Source organism: Mycolicibacterium aurum, assembly GCF_900637195.1.
Classification (GTDB): Bacteria; Actinomycetota; Actinomycetes; order Mycobacteriales; family Mycobacteriaceae; genus Mycobacterium; species Mycobacterium aurum.
Genome location: NZ_LR134356.1, coordinates 1114017 through 1133446 on the forward strand (window position 1 = coordinate 1114017; position 19430 = coordinate 1133446).

The following is a 19430-nucleotide window of genomic DNA, read 5'->3' on the forward strand; positions in this document are numbered from 1 at the left end:
CATGGCTCGTGATACCTGGTTCGAAACCGTTGCCATCGCCCAGCAGCGGGCGAAAAAGCGGCTCCCCAAATCCGCCTACTCGTCGCTGATCTCGGCGAGCGAAAAGGGCATCTCGGTCTCCGACAACGTCGAATCCTTCGCCGAACTCGGCTTCGCACCCCACGTCATCGGAGCCACCGAGAAGCGTGACCTGGCGACAACAGTGATGGGACAGGATATTTCGCTGCCCGTCATCATCTCGCCGACCGGTGTGCAGGCCGTCGACCCCGACGGCGAGGTCGCCGTGGCCAGGGCTGCCGCAGCCCGTGGCACCGCGATGGGACTGTCCTCGTTCGCGAGCAAGCCCATGGAAGACGTCACGGCAGTCAACGACAAGGTCTTCTTCCAGATCTACTGGCTGGGCAGCCGCGACGAGATCCTGGCCCGCATGGAGCGGGCCAGGGCTGCCGGAGCCAAGGGTCTGATCCTGACCACCGACTGGAGCTTCTCGCACGGCCGCGACTGGGGCAGCCCCAAGATCCCCGAGCGGATGGACCTCAAGACCATCCTCAAGATGTCGCCCGAGGTGATCACCAAGCCGCGCTGGTTCTACAGCTTCGCCAAGACGCTGCGCCCGCCGGACCTGCGGGTACCCAACCAGGGCCGGCGCGGCGAGGCCGGCCCCACGTTCTTCGAGGCCTACGGCCAGTGGATGGGGACACCGCCTCCCACCTGGGAAGACGTCGCCTGGCTGCGCGAGCAGTGGGGCGGGCCGTTCCTGCTCAAGGGCATGGTCCGCGTGGATGACGCCAAACGTGCTGTGGATGCGGGCGTTTCGGCGCTCACGGTCTCCAACCACGGTGGCAACAACCTGGACGGCACCCCGGCCGCGATCCGTTGCCTGCCCGCCATCGCCGATGCCGTCGGCCATGAGGTCGAAGTTTTGCTGGACGGCGGGATCCGGCGCGGCAGCGACGTCGTGAAGGCGGTTGCTCTTGGCGCCCGCGCGGTGATGATCGGACGCGCGTATCTGTGGGGCCTGGCAGCCAACGGCCAGGCCGGTGTGGAGAACGTGCTCGACATCATGCGCAGCGGCGTCGACTCGGCTCTGATGGGCCTCGGCAAATCGTCGATCCACGAGCTGACGCGCGAGGACATCGTGATCCCGGACGGATTCACCCGCACGCTGGGAGTCTGAACAGCCCCCGCCGGACGGTCGGTCCCCGTGGTGCTGGCGTGGCGCGGGGGGCTGGCGTGAATCTGCGCCCGGCGGCCGGAGCCGGTCCCGGGAAATCAATTGCCACGCATGCGCCAACAATTGGCGCACGCCAGGTGAATTCGGCCTACCATCGTCGCGTGGTCTTCCCCCGTGAGCTCGGGAACTCAACGTCGAGGCAACTGCACAACGAGTCGCCCGCGCTGGTCGTCCCGGTTGGTTCCACCGAGCAGCACGGACCCCACCTGCCCCTGGACACCGACACCCGTATCGCGTCGGCCGTGGCGGATGCGCTCGTCACGCGGCTGCGGGCCCGGGAGGACTCCCGCTGGCTGACTGCACCTGCCATCGGCTACGGCGCCAGCGGGGAACACGAAGGCTTTGCCGGGACCGTCTCGATTGGCACAGCGGTACTGGCGGAACTGCTGGTCGAATTCGCCCGATCCGCCTGCCAGTGGGCCGGCAGGCTGGTCTTCGTCAACGGCCACGGGGGCAACGTGGCCGCACTGCGCAAAGCCGTCGCGCTGTTGCGCTACGAGGGACGGGACGCGGCCTGGTGCCCGTGCACCGCCAGCAACGCAGATGCGCATGCCGGGCACACCGAAACATCTGTATTGCTACATATTTCGCCGGACCTGGTGAGGCAGGATGATTGGCTACCGGGAAATGGGGCACCTCTGTCGCAGCTGATGCCTGAGATGCTTCGGGGCGGGGTTGCCGCGGTGAGTTCGCTGGGGGTGCTGGGCGACCCCACGACCGCGACGGCGGAGGAGGGTAGGAGAATCTTTGCCGAAATGGTGGACGCGTGCGTGCTGCGCGTGTCTCGGTGGGCGCCTGATCGGGAGGGGATGTTGATATGAGCGGGCCGCGGCTTCCCGACGGTTTCGCCGTCCAGGTGGACCGGCGGGTGCGGGTGCTCGGCGAGGGTGCGGCACTGCTCGGTGGATCGCCCACACGACTGCTGCGGTTGGCTCCCGCCGCGCAGACCATGCTCACCGGCGGCAGGCTCGAGGTGCACGACGCCGTCAGCGCCCAGCTCGCGCGCACGTTGCTCGATGCCACCGTCGCCCATCCCCGACCGCTGAGCGGCCCGTCGCACCGCGATGTGACCGTCGTTGTCCCGGTGCGGGACAACCTGACTGGGTTGACACGGCTGGTGTCCGCGCTGCGCGGACTGAAGGTGGTCATCGTCGACGACGGTTCGGAGACGGCGGTGACAGAATCGGACTTCGCGTCGGTGCACTGCGATATCCGGGTGCTGCGCAATCCGAGGAGCAAGGGTCCCGCGGCTGCGCGCAACGCCGGCCTGGCGCTGTGCACCACCGACCTGGTCGCGTTCCTGGACTCCGACGTGGTGCCTCGCAAGGGCTGGCTCGAAGCACTGCTCGGGCACTTCTGCGACCCGGCGGTGGCGCTGGTGGCGCCGCGAATCGTCGCGCTGCACCAGTCCGACAGCGTGGTGGCCCGCTACGAGGCGGTGCGGTCCTCGTTGGACCTGGGGCTGCGGGAGGCCCCTGTGGTGCCGTTCGGGACGGTGTCCTACGTGCCCAGCGCCGCGATCATCTGCCGGCGCAGCGCACTGATCGACGTCGGCGGCTTCGACGAGTCCCTGGTCTCAGGTGAGGACGTCGACCTGTGCTGGCGCCTGAACGAAGCAGGCGCCCGGCTGCGCTACGAGCCGATCGCCCTGGTTGCCCACGATCACCGCACCGAGCTGCGAAAGTGGTTCGCCCGCAAGTCCTTCTACGGGGGGTCGGCGGCCCCGCTCACCATCCGGCATCCCGGGAAGACGGCGCCGCTGGTCATCTCGGGCTGGACCCTGGTGGTCTGGATGCTGGTGGCACTGGGCTCCGGCATCGGTTACCTGGCATCGGTGGCGGTCGCGGCGATCACCGGACGCCGGATCGCGAAGTCGTTGTCCAGCGTGCAGACCGAACCGATGGAAGTCGCCGTCGTAGCCGCGCACGGCCTGTGGTCGGCGGCGCTGCAACTCGCGTCGGCGATCTGTCGGCACTACTGGCCCATCGCGCTGGTCGCCGCGGTGGCGTCCCGGCGGTGTCGCCGGGTGGTGGTGGTGGCCGCGGTGCTGGACGGGGTGTTCGACTGGGCCAGTCGCAACGGCAACGCCGACGAAGACACTAAGCGGGTGGGGCTGCTCACCTACGTCCTGCTCAAGCGCCTCGACGACATCGCCTACGGTCTCGGACTCTGGACCGGCGTGTTCCGCGAGCGGCATGCCGGTGCACTCAAGCCGCAGATCCGGACCTGACATGTGACCGATGTCCTGATCGTCGGCGCGGGCAGTGCAGGATCGGTGCTGGCAGAACGGCTTTCCGCGGACGACCGGTGCCGGGTCACGGTGGTGGAATCCGGTCCGGGGCCGACCGACGCCCGGGTGGGCACCCAGATCACCGACGGGCTGCGGCTGCCGATCGGCGCCGCCAGCTCGGTGGTCCGCCGCTATCCGACCACGCTGACCGACGAGCCCAGGCGCCACGCCCAGATCATGCGGGGTGCCGTGGTCGGGGGGTCGGGTGCGGTCAACGGCGGATACTTCTGCCGGGCGTTGCCGTCGGACGTCGACGGGTGGGGAATCGACGGCTGGGCATGGGACGACGTGCTGCCGCACTACACCGCCATCGAGACCGACCTCGACTTCGACGGCCCGCTGCACGGCCGTGCCGGGCCGATCAGCGTGCGACGCGTCTCCCAATTCGACGGCTGCACAGCAGCATTCGTGGAAGCCGCGCGCGCGGCGGGGTTCGGCTGGATCGACGACCTCAACGGTGCGACGCCGCAGCGGCCGCTACCGCCCGGGGTGGGTGCCGTGCCGCTGAACATCCACGGCGGCACCCGCGTTGGTCCCGGCGGCGCGTTCCTGGAGCCCGCACTGGGCCGCGCCAATCTGACCGTTCTGACCGACACCACGGTCGAGCGGATCCGGTTCGCGGGCGGCCGCGCGACCGGCGTCGACGTCGCGGGCCCGGCCGGACACGCGGCGACCCTGACCGCGGGCCGGGTGGTGCTGTGCGCCGGGGCCATCGCGTCGGCCCAGCTGCTGATGTGCTCGGGTATCGGGCCGACGCAGGTACTGCGGGCCGCGGGGGTGGCCACCATGATCGATCTGCCCGTCGGCGTCGGCAGCGTCGACCACCCGGAGTGGGTGCTGCCGATGAGCTGGCCTCCGACGCACGGCGTCCCACCGCTGGAGGCGATACTGACCACCGATGACGGACTGGAGATCCGGCCGTACACCGCCGGCTTCGGCGCGATGATGTCCGGCCGGCGTGATGATCCCACCGACCAGCCGCACCTCGGTGTGACGTTGATGCGGCCCACTTCGCGTGGACGGGTCAGCATCGTGTCGCCGGACATCGGCGTGGCTCCGGTCATCGAGTACCGGTACGACAGTGCCCCCTCAGACGTCGAGCGGTTGCGCTCGGGAACCCAATTGGCGCGCGACATTGCCGGTGCCACAGCGTATTCCGAAGCCTCGTGGTCGACGTCGCAGCATCTGTGCGGTACCGCCAGGATGGGCGCGGTGGTGGATGCTCAGTGCCGCGTGATGGGGGTGCGGGACCTGTGGGTGGTCGACGGGTCGATACTGCCCCAGATCCCGAGCCGCGGGCCGCACGCCACGATCGTCATGGCGGGCCACCGCGCCGCCGAGTTCATCAGCTCAGCGTCTGCAGCGCCTCGGCCAGCACCGTCGCCGCCGCCACCCCATCGATCACCGGAACCCCCAGCAGGCGGGTGAGCGGAGTCGCGAACGGCGCCATCGCCGCGCAGCCGAGCACGATGGCGCGGCTGCCGTCGTCGTTCAACGCCCGGCGGCACAGCTCGCCGATCGGCTCGATGGTGCCCGGATCGGAGTCGATCTGCAGCACCGGGATGTCGCAGGCGTACACGCCACGGCACTGGTTCGGCGTGTAGAGCTTGGCCAGTTGCCAGGCGCGCTCGATCGTCGTCGACATCGACGTCACCACCGAGAAGCTGCCTGCGGCCAGCGCCGCGGCGTGCATCGCCGCCTGCGCGATACCCAGCACCGGGGCGTCGACGAGCGCTCGCGCCTCCTCGAGGCCGGGGTCGCCGAAGCAGGCCACCACGTAGGCGTCGGGACGCTGGTCGGCCGGTCGACGTTGCGCCTTCGCGACGACCTCCAGAAGCCCTGGCACGCTGCGCCGTTCGTCGTCGTCATTCTCGATGCTCGGCGGGCCGTCGAGGGGGTTGAGTGCCTCGACGACTGTGCCGGGACGGGCCACAGCGGACGCGCCGGCGGCGATCGCGGCCGTCATCGATGCGGTGCTGTTGGGGTTGACGAGCAGCAGATGCACGGTCACAGGTTACGGCGCAGAAACCTCCACTGCCGCCCGTCGCGGCCCGGCGACCAGACGGCGACGAACACCGCCCCGGCGACCAGTACCAGCGAGAGCGCCAGTAGTGCCTGGTCCGTGGCGTCCAGGAACGCCGCCTGCGCCAGGTCGGTCAACCGGGCACCGTCGGGACCCATCTGCTCGGACATCGACAGTGCGTAGGCCAGCGAGTCCGTCGCCGCGTCGCGGATCTGCTCGGGAAACGCACCCAGATTCGGTGCAAGGGAATTCTGGTAGACGGCGGCCAGGATCGACCCCGCGGCGGCGATGCCGAGTGCGGCCCCGATCTCGCGCGTGGCGTCGTTCACCGCGGAGGCAACGCCCTGCTTTTCGTCGGGAACCGCATTCATGATCGCCGAAGTCGTTGGCGCCGTGCACAATCCGATCCCGGACGCGGCGATGAGCAGTGGCCACATGAGATCGATGAACGTCGAGTCCGCGTCCAGGTACCGCATGGCGAACAGGCCCGCGGCGATCAGCAGCAACCCGGCCGTCACCGCCGTCCGCAGCCCCACCCGGGGGAGGTAAAGGTGCATGGTCGCGCTCAGCACCAGGACCGGCAGTGCCAGCGGAGACAGGGCGAACGCGGTCTCCAGCGCGCTGTAGCCCATCACCAGCTGCATGAATTGCATCTCGACGTAGAAGAACCCGAAGTTGGCCATGAACAGGAACGTGATCCCGACGGCGCCGGTGGTGAAATCCGGTCGGCGGAACAGCCGGACGTCGAGCAGGGGATGGGCGCGGCGCAGCTGCCACAGCGTGAACGCCACCGCGAGGGCCAGACCCGCTCCCAGGCAACCGAGCACCGCAGGGTCGGTCCAGCCGCGCACGGGCGCTTCGACGATGCCGAGGACGAAGACGGCGATCGCCGTGCCGACCAGTCCGGCGCCGAGCCAGTCGATCGGTGTCTTCGTGTCGTCGCGTGACGAACCGATGGTGCAGGTGAGGATGAACATCAGCAGCGCGCCGCCGGCGAACGCGTAGAAGATCGCCTGCCACGAAAAGTGTTGCAGCAGGACGCCGGTGCCCAGGAAGCCGAAGATCGCCCCCGAGCCGGCCACGCCGGCCCAGATGCCGACGGCCTTGTTGCGCTCCGCTTTCGGGAACGCGGCGGTCAGCAACGACAGCGTGGCGGGCATGATGAAGGCCGCTCCGGCCCCCGCGACGGCACGCGCGACGATGATCTGCGTCGGGCTGTCGAGGAATACCGGCGCCAGCGAGGCGAGCCCGAAGATCGCCAGACCGACGAGCAGCGCGCCCCGGCGGCCGTAGCGGTCACCGATCGCGCCCGCGGGAAGTAGCAGGCACGCCAGCGCGAGCGTGTAGCCGTCCACCACCCAGGTCAGCTGGGCCTGGGTCGCCGAGGTCTGTTGCGCGATGTCGGGGAGCGCGGCGTTCAGCGCGACCATCGATGCGATGACCAAGAGGACATCGACGCTGGCGACGATCAGCAGCCAGACCCGCGCGCGTTTCGTGCGGAGAGTGACGGCGCCGCCCTCGATATCCTGATCATCGCGCGGAAGGGTGTCGACCATGTCGTCTCTCTCTGCAGGGATTCATTTTCGAGACTATCGGTCTTGTAGGGAGACCGACAGTCTTGTTCCCGGACTGGAGGTGAAGGAAACGCATGACCGCCGCAACGGGTGATCCCCGGCCGGCCCGGTCGCGGGCCCGCCTGCTCGACGCCGCGACGGCGCTGCTGCGCACGGGCGGACCCAGCGCGGTGACCGTCGATGCGGTCACCCGCCGGGCCAACGTCGCGCGGGCCACCCTCTACCGGCACTTTCCCAGCGCCAACGACCTGGTGGCCGCAGCATTCATGAGCCTGATCCCGCCACCGCCGATGCCGCCCGCTCACGGCACCCTGCGGGACCGGCTGATCGCGGTCGTCGTCGAGTGGGCCGACTCGATCGCCGAGGCCCCCACCACCCTGACCGCGATGGCCTGGCTGTCCCTGGGGCCCGACATCGCCCAGCTGCCCACCGCGGGAAGTGAGGGGGTGCGGTCTCTGCGGGAGCGCATCGCCGAGCAGTATTCGGCGCCCTTCAACACACTGTTCGACAGCCCCGAGGCAGCGACCGAACTGGCGGCGGTGGACCGCACGACGGCGTTCGCGCTGCTGATCGGCCCGCTGGCATTCGGCCGCATCAGCACGCTCACCGAGTTCGACTACCGGGCGGTCGCGATCGCCGCCGTCGACGGCTTTCTGGCGCTCAGCGCAGCGAGTACCGAACCGGCAGGTGCTTGAGCCCGCCGACGAACGTCGTCGCTGCCAGTTCTGCCTCGCCGGCGAGCTCGATCGACTCCAGCCGCGGCACCAGTTCGGTGAAGAAGCTGTTCATCTCCATCCGTGCCAGCGCCGCACCCAGGCAGAAGTGCACGCCGTAACCAAAGGACAAGTGCTTGTTGGGTTCTCGCCCGACGTCGAAGCGGAACGGCTCGTCGAAGATCTCTTCGTCGCGATTGCCTGAGACGTAGGCGAGGTACACGGACTCGCCCTTGGCGATCGGTACGCCGCGCACTTCGGTGTCCTCGGCGGCGGTGCGCATGAACTCCTTGACCGGGGTGGTCCAGCGGATCATCTCCTCGACCGCGGTGGGCATCAGGTCGAGGTTGTCGCGCAGTCGGGCCAGTTCGCCGGGATTCTCGATGAGAGCGTGCAGGCCGCCGGAGATGGCGTCCTTGGTGGTGTCGTGCCCGGCGCTGGCGACGATCACGTAGTAGGAGGCGGTGTCGATGTCCGACATCGGCTCGCCGTCGATACGGCCGTTGGCGATCGCCGACGCGAGATCCTCGGTCGGGGTCTCCCGGCGCGAGGCCGTCAGCTTCGAGAAGTAGGCGAAGAAGTCCAGCAGCACCGCCATCTGTTCCTCCGGGCTGACGCCGCGCTTGTACTCGTCGTCGTCACCTCCGAACATCTCCTGGGTCAGCGAGTGCATCCGCCCGTAGTCCTCCTCGGGCAGGCCGAGCAGCGACATGATCACGTACAGCGGGAACTGGACCGCGATCTCGGTGACGAAGTCGCATTCAGGCCCGATGTCGCGCATCCGGTCGACGTAGCGTTTGGCCAATTCGTCCACGCGGACCTTGAGGTCCCGCATGGCCTTCGGGCGGAACCAGTCGGCGCCGATGGCGCGCACCTTGCGGTGGTGCGGGTCGTCCATGTGGATCAGCGTGCGCAGACCTACGCCGGCCTCGAGCTGGGCGTTCATGTAGTCATCGGCCTGCGCGGTGGCCAGCAGAGATCGGGGAGCGGACAGGAACAGGTCGTTGGCCCGTTCGATCGCCATGATGTCGGCATGCTTGGTGACCGCCCAGAACGGCCGGTACGGCTTCTGGTCCACCCACGCGACGGGTTGTTCGGCCCGTAGATGAGCAAGCGCCGTGTGTAGCCGGGCATCGTCGGCGTACGCCGTCGGGTCGGCCAGTACCTTCGCGGCGTCGTTCATCTCAACGTCTGTGCGCGCAGCACTCATGCGGTCTCCTCATCGGGGCTGAAGAAATTGACGCGTGTCAACTGCGTCAATTCTATGTGACGGTCGCCACTTCGCGAAAGGGGTGTGACCTGTCTGCGCCGTAAGCTCGGAACTCGTGGCGCCCACCCTGGTTCTCGGCCGTATCGTGTGCGTCCTCGCCGCGCTGATGATGAGCGCGGCATGTGCGCGGGGGACCGGCGAATCGGCTCCGCCGCCGGATCCCGCGCTGGTGCAGACGGCGGCCGGGCAGGTGCGTGGTGCGGTCGCCGACGACCACCGACTGTTCGCCGGAATCCCTTACGCGGCAGCCCCTGTCGGACCGCTGCGTTGGCAGAACCCGCAACCGGCGCCGTCGTGGGACGGCGTGCGCGACGCGACGGCGTTCGGACCCCGATGCATGCAGGATCTGGCGGGTGACCTCGAGCTGGGCAGGCAGACAGACGAGGACTGCCTGAGCCTCAACGTCTGGACGCCCGCCGCGCAGTCCGGGGTGCGGCAGGAACCCAAGCCGGTCATGGTCTGGATCCACGGCGGGTCGTTCGTCGCGGGCAGCAGCGGCATCTACGACGCACGCCGCCTCGCGTCGCGCGGCGACATCGTCGTCGTCACCGTCAACTACCGGCTCGGGGCACTGGGATTCCTGGCCCACCCGGCGCTCGGGCCACCGGGCGCGGTCGGCAACTACGGACTGGCCGACCAGCAGGCGGCGCTGCACTGGGTTCGCGACAACATCGCCGATTTCGGCGGCGACCCCACCAAGGTGACGGTCGCGGGGGAGTCCGCGGGTGCGATGTCGGTGTGCGATCACCTGGTGGCGCCCGGATCGCAGGGACTGTTCGACGCGGCCATCATCCAGAGCGGACCGTGTCAGGCGCAGGTCGCACTGCCGCAGGCGCAGACCACGAGCATCGAGTACGCCGCGGGGGTGGGGTGCGCAGATCCGGCGACCGCCGCCGCGTGCCTGCGCGGGCTGCCGGTGAGCGCCCTGCGTACCCCCGTCTGGTTTTACGGCATCGGTGACGACCGGCTCAGCGGTCCGGTGACCGGCACCGCGGTGCTGCCCACCGACCCCGTCACCGCCTTCGCCGACGGTGCGGCGGCCCGGGTTCCGGTGATGATCGGGACGACGCATGACGAGTGGACGCTGTTTGTCGCATTCCAGTATTTGCGCGGCACCGAATACTCGGCCCAGGACTACCCCCGGTTGCTCGCGGACACGTTCGGCGACGATGCCGCGGATGTGGCGGAGCGGTATCCGCTGACCCGCTACCCGAATGTGTCGCTGGCCTATGCCGCCACCGTCACCGATGGCATGTTCGCCTGCGAGGGCGAGCGGATGGCGCAGGCCCTGAACCGCGACGCCGACGTCTTCTTCTACGAGTTCAACGACCCGAAGGCGCCGGCACCCGAGCCGTTGCGGACGCTCCCCTTCCCCGTCGGGGCCAGCCACTCCCTCGAGCTCCGCTATCTGTTCGACGTCGGCGATGCGTCGCCGCCGGACGCCGCGCAGCAGAAGTTGAGCGAGCAGATGATCGATTACTGGGCGGCGTTCGTGAAGACCGGCGCACCCGAGGTCGCCGGTGCGCCGGAATGGCCCGCATTCGGGGCGGGCGGCGAGGTGATGTCGCTGCAGCCGGACGGGAGCCGCGTGATCGGCGACTTCGGGCAGGCCCATCAGTGTGGGTTCTGGGCCGGCCTGGAGTAGTCAGGCCCGCGTCACCCAGCAGGTGATGTCGGCGTGCACCACCTCGGTGCCGTGGTTGTCGACGACGCTGACCGGGACGGTGACCTCGATGCCGTCGGTGATCGCGCTGAAGTCCGGTGCATCCAGCCGGGCCGTCGCGCACAGTGACGTCGTGGCCTTCGCGAGGTAGGCCACGGTCATCGACTTGGGAATCCAGCGGTGCGTCGTGGGCACCGTCGCTTCCATGAGCATTCCCATCGCCGCTTCGGCCGCATTGCACGACGCGATCGCGTGCACCGTGCGCAGGTGGTTGTGCACGAAGAACCATTTCGGCACCGTCACCTGGGCAAGTCCGGGCTCCATGTGTCGGACGTGCGGCAGGATCGACGCGAAGTAGGGCACCCGGGCCATGGTGGCGAGGGAGAACATCCGGGAGCCTGCGGGCATGCGATCGAGCCGTTGCCACGTGCGATAGGTCAGTGAACTCGACATCCGGGGTATCTTACTCTGTAGTAAGTTGGCGGTCCCGCGATGGGCGGATAGGGCTTCACCAGGGATTTGGAGCACGCCGGTTCGTCAGGCATACTGTTCGGGTTGCCTTGAGCCGGATTGGTGCCGTTACGGAACCGCCAGCCAGGGCATGCGACCGGCGTCCTTTACGGGGCGCATCCGGTCCCCACCTCGATCGCGACGTAAATCCGCCGCGAATGAGCGTGCGTTCGGGCGACACACCCGACCGCGGGGGTCGGTGAACCATAGACAGGTAAACAGCGGCGGCACAGCCAGGCCCATGGTCTTCAGGGATTTCCATGGGCACCGGGGAAAGCCCGTTAGTAGTGAGGTAGGAGAAGCGTGGCGGGACAAAAGATCCGCATCAGGCTCAAGGCCTACGACCATGAGGCCATCGATGCCTCTGCGCGCAAGATCGTCGAGACGGTCACCCGGACGGGCGCCAGCGTGGTCGGCCCTGTGCCGCTTCCGACTGAGAAGAACGTGTACTGCGTCATTCGGTCCCCGCACAAGTACAAGGACTCGCGGGAGCACTTCGAGATGCGTACCCACAAGCGGTTGATCGACATCCTCGACCCGACGCCGAAGACCGTTGACGCCCTCATGCGCATCGATCTGCCGGCCAGCGTCGACGTCAACATCCAGTAGGAGAACCAGAGATTCATGGCTAGAAAAGGAATTCTGGGCACCAAGCTGGGCATGACGCAGGTGTTCGACGAGAACAACAAGGTCGTGCCGGTGACGGTCGTGAAGGCCGGGCCCAATGTCGTGACGCGCATCCGTACCCCGGAGCGTGACGGATACAGCGCCGTGCAGCTCGCCTACGGCGAGATCAGCCCGCGCAAGGTCACCAAGCCGGTGACGGGTCAGTACGCCGCCGCAGGCGTCAACCCGCGCCGCCACCTCGCCGAGTTCCGGCTCGACGACGAGGCTGCCGCTGCCGAGTACGAGGTCGGCCAGGAGCTGACCGCGGAGATCTTCGCCGACGGCGCCTTCGTCGACGTGACCGGAACCAGCAAGGGCAAGGGCTTCGCCGGCACCATGAAGCGTCACGGCTTCAAGGGCCAGGGCGCCAGCCACGGTGCGCAGGCCGTGCACCGCCGGCCGGGTTCCATCGGCGGCTGCGCCACCCCGGGCCGCGTGTTCAAGGGCACGCGCATGTCCGGCCGCATGGGTAGCGACCGAATCACCACCCAGAACCTCAAGGTGCACAAGGTCGACGCCGAGAACGGTGTGCTGTTGATCAAGGGCGCCATCCCCGGTCGTAACGGTGGACTGGTTGTTGTCCGCACCGCAATCAAGCGAGGCGAGAAGGCATAATGAGCACTCAGGATCGAAAAATCCCGGTATTGACGCCGGCAGGCAAGAAGGACGGCAGCGTCGACCTTCCTGCCGAGTTGTTCGACGTCGAGCCCAATATCGCGTTGATGCACCAGGTGGTGACCGCCCAGTTGGCGGCCAAGCGCCAGGGCACGCACGCGACCAAGACCCGCGCGATGGTCTCCGGTGGCGGCAAGAAGCCGTACCGCCAGAAGGGCACCGGCCGCGCGCGTCAGGGCTCGACCCGCGCACCGCAGTTCACCGGTGGTGGCGTCGTGCACGGCCCGCAGCCGCGCGACTACAGCCAGCGGACCCCGAAGAAAATGATCGCGGCCGCACTGCGGCACGCGCTCTCGGACCGGGCCCGCAACGACCGGATCCACGCGGTCACCGAGCTGATCGAGGGTCAGAGCCCGTCGACCAAGACCGCCAAGGCGTTCCTGGCGTCGCTGACCACCCGTAAGCAGGTGCTCATCGTCATCGGCCGCACCGACGAGGCCGGCGCGCTGAGCGTTCGCAATCTGCCTGGCGTGCATGTGATTTCGCCCGACCAGCTCAACACCTACGACGTCCTCAAGGCCGACGACGTGGTGTTCAGCGTGGAGGCCTTGAACGCCTACATCGCGGCCAACACGAAGACTGAGAACGAGGAGGTGTCGGCCTGATGGCAACCGTGACCGATCCCCGCGACATCATCCTGTCCCCGGTGATCTCCGAGAAGTCCTACGGGCTCATCGAGGACAACGTGTACACGTTCGTCGTGCACCCGGACTCGAACAAGACCCAGATCAAGATCGCGATCGAGAAGATCTTCAAGGTCAAGGTCGATTCCGTGAACACACTGAACCGTCAGGGCAAGCGCAAGCGCACCCGTGCCGGCTTCGGCCAGCGCAAGGGCACCAAGCGCGCCATCGTCACGCTGGCCGCGGGAAGCAAGCCCATCGATCTGTTCGGAGCGCCGGCCTAGAGCCGGCAGGGAGATATAGAAGATGGCTATTCGCAAGTACAAGCCGACGACCCCGGGTCGCCGCGGTTCGAGCGTGTCCGACTTCGCCGAGATCACTCGCGATCACCCGGAGAAGTCACTGGTCCGCCCGTTGCACGGCAAGGGTGGACGTAACGCCCACGGCCGGATCACCACCCGGCACAAGGGCGGCGGCCACAAGCGCGCCTACCGCCTGATCGACTTCCGTCGCCACGACAAGGACGGCGTCGACGCCAAGGTCGCCCATATCGAGTACGACCCGAACCGCACCGCGAACATCGCGCTGCTGCACTACCTGGACGGCGAGAAGCGCTACATCATCGCGCCGCAGGGTCTCAAGCAGGGCGCGGTCGTGGAGTCGGGCGCCAACGCCGACATCAAGCCGGGCAACAACCTGCCGCTGCGCAACATCCCCGCGGGCACGCTGATCCATGCGGTCGAGCTGCGTCCCGGTGGTGGAGCCAAGCTGGCCCGCTCGGCCGGTGCGTCGATCCAGCTGCTGGGCAAGGAGGGCACCTACGCCTCCCTGCGTATGCCCAGCGGTGAGATCCGCCGCGTCGACGTGCGCTGCCGCGCCACCGTCGGTGAGGTCGGCAACGCCGAGCAGGCGAACATCAACTGGGGCAAGGCCGGCCGTATGCGGTGGAAGGGCAAGCGCCCCACCGTCCGCGGTGTCGTGATGAACCCGGTCGACCACCCGCACGGCGGTGGTGAGGGTAAGACCTCCGGTGGCCGTCACCCAGTGAGCCCGTGGGGCAAGCCGGAAGGCCGCACCCGCAAGCCCAAGAAGTCGAGCGACAAGCTCATCGTCCGTCGCCGGCGCACCGGCAAGAACAAGCGCTAGGCCGGGAAGGATCACACGATGCCACGCAGCCTGAAGAAGGGCCCGTTCGTCGACGACCATCTGCTCAAGAAGGTCGACGTCCAGAACGACAAGAACACCAAGCAGGTCATCAAGACCTGGTCCCGTCGCTCCACCATCATCCCGGACTTCATCGGGCACACCTTCGCCGTCCACGACGGTCGCAAGCATGTCCCGGTGTTCGTCACCGAGGCGATGGTCGGCCACAAGCTGGGCGAGTTCGCTCCCACCCGGACGTTCAAGGGTCACATCAAGGACGACCGGAAGTCCAAGAGGCGCTAGAAAATGACAACTGCACTGAAGAGCGTTGAATACCCGTCCGCGACGGCGGTCGCCAAGCACGTCGGCATCTCGGCCAGCAAGGCCCGCCGCGTCATCAACCTGGTTCGTGGCAAGAGTGTCGAGGACGCCCTCGACATCCTGCGGTGGGCACCTCAGCAGGCCAGTGAGCCGCTCGCCAAGGTGATCGCCAGTGCCGCGGCCAACGCGCAGAACAACGAGGGCCTTGACCCGACCACCCTGGTCGTCGCCACGGTCTACGCCGATGAGGGCCCCACGGCCAAGCGCATCCGGCCGCGCGCGCAGGGACGCGCGTACCGGATCCGCAAGCGCACCAGCCACATCACCGTGATCGTCGAGAGCCGGCCGCCCCGCAAGGGCGGCGAGAAGTCCGGCGCCTCGGCCAGTGCGGCGCGCGCGCGTCGTGCCCAGGGCAGCAAGGCAGCGACGAAGGCCACCCCGAAGAAGGCTGATACGAAGGAGGGCTCAGAGTAGTGGGCCAGAAGATCAATCCCCACGGATTCCGCCTCGGTATCACCACCGACTGGAAGTCTCGCTGGTACGCCGACAAGCAGTACGCGGACTACATCAAGGAAGATGTCGCCATCCGCAAGCTGCTGGCCACCGGCCTGGAGCGCGCCGGCATCGCCGACGTGGAGATCGAGCGCACCCGTGACCGCGTGCGGGTGGACATCCACACCGCGCGTCCGGGCATCGTCATCGGTCGCCGCGGCACCGAGGCCGACCGCATCCGCACCGACCTGGAGAAGCTGACCAAGAAGCAGGTCCAGCTCAACATCCTCGAGGTCAAGAACCCCGAGTCGGTGGCCCAACTGGTCGCCCAGGGTGTGGCCGAGCAGCTGAGCAACCGTGTGGCGTTCCGCCGCGCGATGCGCAAGGCGATCCAGTCGGCGATGCGTCAGCCCAACGTCAAGGGCATCCGGGTGCAGTGCTCGGGTCGCCTCGGCGGCGCCGAGATGAGCCGCTCGGAGTTCTACCGCGAAGGTCGGGTGCCGCTGCACACGCTGCGTGCGGACATCGACTACGGCCTCTACGAGGCCAAGACCACCTTCGGCCGCATCGGCGTGAAGGTCTGGATCTACAAGGGTGACATCGTCGGTGGCAAGCGTGAGCTGTCCGCCGCCGCACCCGCCGCGGACCGTCCGCGTCGTGAGCGTCCCACCGGTACCCGGCCCCGCCGCAGCGGCGCGTCCGGCACCACCGCGACGAGCACCGACGCCGGTCGTGCCGCAACTGAAGAGGCACCCGCCGTCGCCGAGGCCACCACTGGCACCGAGGCAGCCGCGGGTACTGAGAGCACGGAGAGCTAGTCATGCTGATTCCCCGCAAGGTCAAGCACCGCAAGCAGCACCACCCGCGTCAGCGCGGCATCGCCAGCGGCGGCACCTCGGTGAGCTTCGGTGACTACGGCATCCAGGCCCTGGGCCATGCCTACATCACCAACCGGCAGATCGAGTCCGCTCGTATCGCCATCAACCGGCACATCAAGCGTGGCGGCAAGGTGTGGATCAACATCTTCCCCGACCGCCCGCTGACCAAGAAGCCCGCCGAGACCCGCATGGGTTCCGGTAAGGGTTCGCCGGAGTGGTGGGTCGCGAACGTCAAGCCCGGACGCGTGCTGTTCGAGCTCAGCTACCCCGACGAGAAGGTCGCCAGGGAAGCCCTGACCCGCGCAATCCACAAGCTGCCGATCAAGGCACGCATCGTGACGAGAGAGGAGCAGTTCTGATGGCAGTCGGAATTTCGACCGGCGAACTGCGCGAGCTCACCGATGATGAACTGACCGACAAGCTCCGCGAGTCGAAGGAAGAGCTGTTCAACCTGCGCTTCCAGATGGCGACCGGCCAGCTTGCCAACAACCGCCGGCTGCGTCTGGTCCGGCAGGAGATCGCACGCCTTTACACGGTGCTGCGCGAACGTGAGTTGGGTCTGGCCGCCGGACCCGGAGGTGAGGATTCCTGATGGCAGATACCAAGAAGGGCGAGAAGCACACGCCCCGCACGGAGGAGACCCGGGGCCGTCGCAAGACGGCGATCGGCTACGTCGTGTCCGACAAGATGCAGAAGACCATCGTGGTCGAGCTCGAGTCGCGCAAGAGCCACCCGTTGTACGGCAAGATCATTCGCACCACCACGAAGGTCAAGGCGCACGACGAGAACGAGTCTGCCGGCGTCGGCGACCGCGTCTCGCTGATGGAGACCCGGCCGCTGTCGGCGACCAAGCGCTGGCGCCTCGTCGAGGTCCTCGAGCGCGCCAAGTAAGCAGCTCGACGGCATACCGCCCAAACGCGTAAGACCCCCGCATGCCCACTGGGCGGCGGGGGTTTTCGCATGTCAGCGGGTCCGGGGTGTCTCGCGGGTGTACTCTCCGGGCGTGACGACGGAATTCAAGGGCAAGATCGAGCTCGACATCCGGGATTCCGAGCCGGATTGGGGACCGTACGCGGCTCCGACCGCGCAACCGGATGCGCCGAACGTGCTGTACCTCGTCTGGGACGACATCGGTATCGGTACCTGGGACTGTTTCGGCGGGCTGGTCGAGATGCCCGCGATGAACCGGATAGCCGAACGAGGAGTCCGGCTTTCGCAATTCCACACCACCGCGCTGTGTTCGCCGACGCGGGCGTCGCTGCTCACCGGACGCAACGCCACCACCGTGGGCATGGCGACCATCGAGGAATTCACCGACGGGTTCCCGAACTGCAACGGACGCATTCCGTTCGACACCGCCCTGCTCTCCGAAGTTCTGGTCGACAACGGATACAACACCTACTGCGTCGGCAAGTGGCACCTCACCCCGCTGGAAGAGTCCAATCTTGCGGCGACCAAACGGCACTGGCCGCTGGGGCGTGGCTTCGAGCGGTTCTACGGGTTCATGGGCGGCGAGACCGACCAGTGGTATCCCGACCTGATCCACGACAACCACCCCGTCACACCGCCGGCGACGCCGGAAGAGGGGTACCACCTGTCGAAAGACCTGGCCGACAAGACCATCGAGTTCATCCGCGACTCCAAGGTCATCGCGCCCACCAAGCCGTGGTTCTCCTACGTGTGCCCCGGCGCCGGGCACGCGCCGCACCACGTGTTCAAGGAATGGGCGGACCACTACAGCGGCGTCTTCGACATGGGCTACGAGAACTATCGCGAGATCGTGCTGGAGAACCAGAAGCGGCTCGGCATCGTGCCCCCGGACACCGAGTTGTCGCCGATCAACCCGTATCTGGACGTCAAGGGCCCTGGCGGTGAAGACTGGCCCGCCCAAGACACCGTGCGGCCGTGGGACACGCTGAGCGACGACGAGAAGCGGCTGTTCTCCCGGATGGCCGAGGTCTTCGCCGGCTTCCTGTCCTACACCGACGCCCAGATCGGGCGGATCCTCGACTATCTCGAGGAGTCCGGGCAGCTCGACAACACGATCATCGTGGTCATCTCCGACAACGGAGCCAGCGGCGAGGGCGGGCCCAACGGGTCGGTGAACGAGGTCAAATTCTTCAACGGTTACATCGATGCCGTGGAGGAAAGCCTGAAGGCCTTCGACGAGCTCGGCGGTACACAGACCTACAACCATTACCCGACCGGCTGGGCGATGGCCTTCAACACCCCGTATAAGTTGTTCAAGCGCTACGCATCTCACGAAGGTGGCATCGCCGACAGCGCGATCATCTCGTGGCCCAACGGAATCGCGGCACACGGCGAGGTGCGGGACAACTACGTCAACGTCGCCGACATCACCCCGACGGTGTACGACCTGCTCGACATCACCCCACCGCTGACGGTGCGGGGCATTGCGCAGAAGCCGTTGGACGGCGTCAGTTTCAAAGTGGCACTGGAGAATCCGACTGCACCCGTCGGCAAGGAGACGCAGTTCTACACGATGCTCGGCACTCGCGGTATCTGGCACAAGGGATGGTTCGCCGGCGCCGTTCACGCTGCGTCACCTGCCGGGTGGTCGCACTTCGACGACGATCGGTGGGAGCTGTTCCACATCGAGGCCGACCGCAGCCAGTGTCATGATCTGGCCGCCGAGCACCCGGACAAGCTCGAAGAGCTCAAGGCGCTGTGGTTCTCGGAAGCGCAGCGGTACAACGGACTTCCGCTGGGTGACCTCAACATCATCGAGACCATGACGCGCTGGCGGCCGTACCTGGCCGGTGAACGGTCGTCGTATGAGTACTACCCGGGAACCGCCGACGTCGGTCTGGGTGCGGTGGTCGAACTGCGGGGCCGCTCCTTCGCCGTGCTCGCCGAGGTGACCGTCGACGACGGAGGCGCCGACGGCGTCGTGGTCAAACACGGTGGCGCACATGGCGGATACGTGATGTATCTGCAGGGTGGACGGCTGCATTTCTGCTACAACTTCCTCGGCGAATACGACCAGACGCTGTCGTCGCCGGACGCCGTCACCCCGGGTGTGCACACCCTCGGATTCACGTTCTCGCTCACCGGCACCGCGGAAGGCAGCCACACCCCGATCGGCGATGCGACGCTCTACATCGACACGGCCCAGGTGGCCGCGCTCGCCGAGATGCGGGTTCATCCCGGGACTTTCGGCCTCGCGGGCGCGTCGCTGAGTGTGGGACGCAATTCCGGCTCACCGGTGTCGAGTGCTTTCCAGGCGCCTTTCCCGTTCCGCGGCGGCACCATTGCGCGGGTCAACGTCGACGTCTCGGGTGCGCCGTACGCCGATCTGGAACGCGATTTCGCGCGCGCCTTCGCCAGGGACTGA

22 protein-coding genes are annotated in these 19430 nt (G+C 67.5%); 18 read left to right on the forward strand and 4 right to left on the reverse strand.

All coding sequences use genetic code 11. The features are described 5' to 3' along the window. The first annotated feature begins 1 nt into the window (after position 1). The 4 genes from mftD (at position 2) to mftG (ending at position 4952) form a co-directional block, all read left to right on the forward strand. Positions 2-1177 carry a pre-mycofactocin synthase MftD gene (gene mftD, locus EL337_RS05340; protein ID WP_048630032.1) on the forward strand — a complete coding sequence of 392 codons (1176 nt, stop codon included), beginning with the start codon at positions 2-4 and terminating at the stop codon, positions 1175-1177. A 134-nt stretch (positions 1178-1311) separates the two neighbouring features. Continuing rightward, a complete protein-coding gene (mftE, locus tag EL337_RS05345; protein WP_048630033.1) occupies positions 1312-2055 on the forward strand; it encodes a mycofactocin biosynthesis peptidyl-dipeptidase MftE in 744 nt (247 codons plus the stop codon). Next, the gene (gene mftF, locus EL337_RS05350; protein WP_048630034.1) at positions 2052-3464 is read left to right on the forward strand and encodes a mycofactocin biosynthesis glycosyltransferase MftF; all 1413 of its coding nucleotides are present in this window, start codon (positions 2052-2054) and stop codon (positions 3462-3464) included. The genes mftE and mftF overlap by 4 nt, the downstream gene beginning before the upstream one ends. A 3-nt stretch (positions 3465-3467) precedes the next feature. After that, a complete protein-coding gene (mftG, locus tag EL337_RS05355; protein WP_083442892.1) occupies positions 3468-4952 on the forward strand; it encodes a mycofactocin dehydrogenase MftG in 1485 nt (494 codons plus the stop codon). Here mftG and EL337_RS05360 read toward each other — a convergent pair. Then, positions 4870-5529: an aspartate/glutamate racemase family protein gene (locus tag EL337_RS05360; RefSeq protein ID WP_048630814.1), complete on the reverse strand. Its 660-nt coding sequence runs from the start codon at positions 5527-5529 to the stop codon at positions 4870-4872. The two genes, mftG and EL337_RS05360, sit on opposite strands and share 83 nt — an antisense overlap. 2 nt (positions 5530-5531) lie before the next feature. Beyond that, positions 5532-7103: an MFS transporter gene (locus EL337_RS05365; protein ID WP_048630035.1), complete on the reverse strand. Its 1572-nt coding sequence runs from the start codon at positions 7101-7103 to the stop codon at positions 5532-5534. Between the two features lie 92 nt (positions 7104-7195). On the opposite strand from EL337_RS05365, the gene EL337_RS05370 reads away from it, so the two are divergent. Next, positions 7196-7816 (forward strand): TetR/AcrR family transcriptional regulator, encoded by a 621-nt coding sequence (locus tag EL337_RS05370; RefSeq protein WP_048630036.1) that lies wholly within the window; start codon positions 7196-7198, stop codon positions 7814-7816. On the opposite strand, the gene EL337_RS05375 is transcribed toward EL337_RS05370, so the two are convergent. Continuing rightward, positions 7782-9044, reverse strand: a complete 1263-nt coding sequence (locus EL337_RS05375) for a cytochrome P450 (RefSeq protein WP_048630037.1) — start codon at positions 9042-9044, stop codon at positions 7782-7784. The genes EL337_RS05370 and EL337_RS05375 overlap by 35 nt on opposite strands. Positions 9045-9213: 169 nt before the next feature. Here EL337_RS05375 and EL337_RS05380 point away from each other — a divergent pair, with 169 nt between their 5' ends. Further along, positions 9214-10749, forward strand: a complete 1536-nt coding sequence (locus tag EL337_RS05380) for a carboxylesterase/lipase family protein (protein WP_048630815.1) — start codon at positions 9214-9216, stop codon at positions 10747-10749. Here the strand turns inward: EL337_RS05380 and EL337_RS05385 are convergent, their stop codons facing one another. Further along, entirely contained in the window at positions 10750-11220 is a 471-nt protein-coding gene (locus EL337_RS05385) for a hotdog fold domain-containing protein (RefSeq protein WP_048630038.1), read from the reverse strand. A gap of 360 nt (positions 11221-11580) precedes the next feature. On the opposite strand from EL337_RS05385, the gene rpsJ reads away from it, so the two are divergent. The 12 genes from rpsJ to EL337_RS05445 all read left to right on the forward strand — a co-directional run bounded on the left by rpsJ (position 11581) and on the right by EL337_RS05445 (position 19430). Continuing rightward, the gene (rpsJ, locus tag EL337_RS05390; protein ID WP_003883485.1) at positions 11581-11886 is read left to right on the forward strand and encodes a 30S ribosomal protein S10; all 306 of its coding nucleotides are present in this window, start codon (positions 11581-11583) and stop codon (positions 11884-11886) included. A gap of 15 nt (positions 11887-11901) precedes the next feature. Continuing rightward, positions 11902-12558: a 50S ribosomal protein L3 gene (rplC, locus tag EL337_RS05395; RefSeq protein WP_048630039.1), complete on the forward strand. Its 657-nt coding sequence runs from the start codon at positions 11902-11904 to the stop codon at positions 12556-12558. After that, positions 12558-13223, forward strand: coding sequence for a 50S ribosomal protein L4 (gene rplD / locus EL337_RS05400; protein ID WP_048630040.1), 666 nt, complete (start codon positions 12558-12560; stop codon positions 13221-13223). The genes rplC and rplD overlap by 1 nt, the downstream gene beginning before the upstream one ends. After that, a complete protein-coding gene (gene rplW / locus EL337_RS05405) occupies positions 13223-13525 on the forward strand; it encodes a 50S ribosomal protein L23 (protein ID WP_048630041.1) in 303 nt (100 codons plus the stop codon). Before rplD ends, rplW begins: the two co-directional genes overlap by 1 nt. A gap of 22 nt (positions 13526-13547) precedes the next feature. Next, complete coding sequence (gene rplB / locus EL337_RS05410) at positions 13548-14387, forward strand: 50S ribosomal protein L2 (RefSeq protein ID WP_048630042.1); 840 nt, start codon at positions 13548-13550, stop codon at positions 14385-14387. An 18-nt stretch (positions 14388-14405) separates the two neighbouring features. Further along, positions 14406-14687, forward strand: coding sequence for a 30S ribosomal protein S19 (rpsS, locus tag EL337_RS05415; RefSeq protein ID WP_011558433.1), 282 nt, complete (start codon positions 14406-14408; stop codon positions 14685-14687). 3 nt (positions 14688-14690) lie between these two features. Next, complete coding sequence (rplV, locus tag EL337_RS05420) at positions 14691-15179, forward strand: 50S ribosomal protein L22 (protein ID WP_048630043.1); 489 nt, start codon at positions 14691-14693, stop codon at positions 15177-15179. Further along, entirely contained in the window at positions 15179-16015 is an 837-nt protein-coding gene (gene rpsC, locus EL337_RS05425) for a 30S ribosomal protein S3 (protein ID WP_048630044.1), read from the forward strand. The genes rplV and rpsC overlap by 1 nt, the downstream gene beginning before the upstream one ends. A gap of 2 nt (positions 16016-16017) precedes the next feature. Further along, positions 16018-16434: a 50S ribosomal protein L16 gene (gene rplP / locus EL337_RS05430; protein WP_024446200.1), complete on the forward strand. Its 417-nt coding sequence runs from the start codon at positions 16018-16020 to the stop codon at positions 16432-16434. Next, positions 16434-16667: a 50S ribosomal protein L29 gene (gene rpmC / locus EL337_RS05435; RefSeq protein WP_048630045.1), complete on the forward strand. Its 234-nt coding sequence runs from the start codon at positions 16434-16436 to the stop codon at positions 16665-16667. The genes rplP and rpmC overlap by 1 nt, the downstream gene beginning before the upstream one ends. Then, positions 16667-16966 (forward strand): 30S ribosomal protein S17, encoded by a 300-nt coding sequence (rpsQ, locus tag EL337_RS05440; RefSeq protein ID WP_048630046.1) that lies wholly within the window; start codon positions 16667-16669, stop codon positions 16964-16966. The genes rpmC and rpsQ overlap by 1 nt, the downstream gene beginning before the upstream one ends. Before the next feature lie 112 nt (positions 16967-17078). Continuing rightward, positions 17079-19430, forward strand: a complete 2352-nt coding sequence (locus EL337_RS05445; protein WP_048630047.1) for an arylsulfatase — start codon at positions 17079-17081, stop codon at positions 19428-19430.

Coding starts and splice junctions, on each gene's coding strand:
- mftD (WP_048630032.1), top strand. CDS start 2: ATGGCTCGTGATACCTGGTTCGAAACCGTTGCCATCGCCCAGCAGCGG.
- mftF (WP_048630034.1), top strand. CDS start 2,052: ATGAGCGGGCCGCGGCTTCCCGACGGTTTCGCCGTCCAGGTGGACCGG.
- EL337_RS05365 (WP_048630035.1), bottom strand. CDS start 7,103: ATGGTCGACACCCTTCCGCGCGATGATCAGGATATCGAGGGCGGCGCC.
- EL337_RS05370 (WP_048630036.1), top strand. CDS start 7,196: ATGACCGCCGCAACGGGTGATCCCCGGCCGGCCCGGTCGCGGGCCCGC.
- EL337_RS05375 (WP_048630037.1), bottom strand. CDS start 9,044: ATGAGTGCTGCGCGCACAGACGTTGAGATGAACGACGCCGCGAAGGTA.
- EL337_RS05380 (WP_048630815.1), top strand. CDS start 9,214: ATGAGCGCGGCATGTGCGCGGGGGACCGGCGAATCGGCTCCGCCGCCG.
- EL337_RS05385 (WP_048630038.1), bottom strand. CDS start 11,220: ATGTCGAGTTCACTGACCTATCGCACGTGGCAACGGCTCGATCGCATG.
- rplC (WP_048630039.1), top strand. CDS start 11,902: ATGGCTAGAAAAGGAATTCTGGGCACCAAGCTGGGCATGACGCAGGTG.
- rplD (WP_048630040.1), top strand. CDS start 12,558: ATGAGCACTCAGGATCGAAAAATCCCGGTATTGACGCCGGCAGGCAAG.
- rplW (WP_048630041.1), top strand. CDS start 13,223: ATGGCAACCGTGACCGATCCCCGCGACATCATCCTGTCCCCGGTGATC.
- rplB (WP_048630042.1), top strand. CDS start 13,548: ATGGCTATTCGCAAGTACAAGCCGACGACCCCGGGTCGCCGCGGTTCG.
- rpsS (WP_011558433.1), top strand. CDS start 14,406: ATGCCACGCAGCCTGAAGAAGGGCCCGTTCGTCGACGACCATCTGCTC.
- rplV (WP_048630043.1), top strand. CDS start 14,691: ATGACAACTGCACTGAAGAGCGTTGAATACCCGTCCGCGACGGCGGTC.
- rplP (WP_024446200.1), top strand. CDS start 16,018: ATGCTGATTCCCCGCAAGGTCAAGCACCGCAAGCAGCACCACCCGCGT.
- rpmC (WP_048630045.1), top strand. CDS start 16,434: ATGGCAGTCGGAATTTCGACCGGCGAACTGCGCGAGCTCACCGATGAT.
- rpsQ (WP_048630046.1), top strand. CDS start 16,667: ATGGCAGATACCAAGAAGGGCGAGAAGCACACGCCCCGCACGGAGGAG.